1 pseudogene is annotated in these 376 nt (G+C 72.1%); it reads left to right on the forward strand.

The features are described from left to right. Positions 1 to 376: pseudogene (locus J7E68_RS17345) on the forward strand (MFS transporter); the annotation flags it as partial.

Genomic DNA, 376 nt, shown 5'->3' on the forward strand with positions numbered 1-376 from the left:
GTGGCTCGCGCCGGACTCGCTCTCGCGACACTCGGATTCGCCACCGCCGCGCTGGCGCCAGGCATCATGCTGCCTGCACTCCTGCTCGGCGGCGCGGGAGCGGGTGGCGCCGTCGCCGCATCCGGCGCAGCCCTCGCCGCCTTCCGCAATCCCGACAGAGTCGCCGGATTCAACGGACTCGCCAATCGCGGCGTGATCACGGTCGTACTCGCGGTCATCCCTCTGATCGGCCTCGCCCCTGTCGACGTCTTCGGCGCACTCGCGCTGTTCAGCATCCTCGGTCTCCTCGCGTCCGCCTGGCTGCCCGAGGCACCCGTCGTCGGCCCTCAGGCCGCGGCGGCAGTCGCAGAGGCGATGCCGATCGACGTCCCCCCGA

The sequence above is a fragment of the Microbacterium sp. ISL-103 genome (genome assembly GCF_018613995.1).
GTDB lineage: Bacteria > Actinomycetota > Actinomycetes > Actinomycetales > Microbacteriaceae > Microbacterium.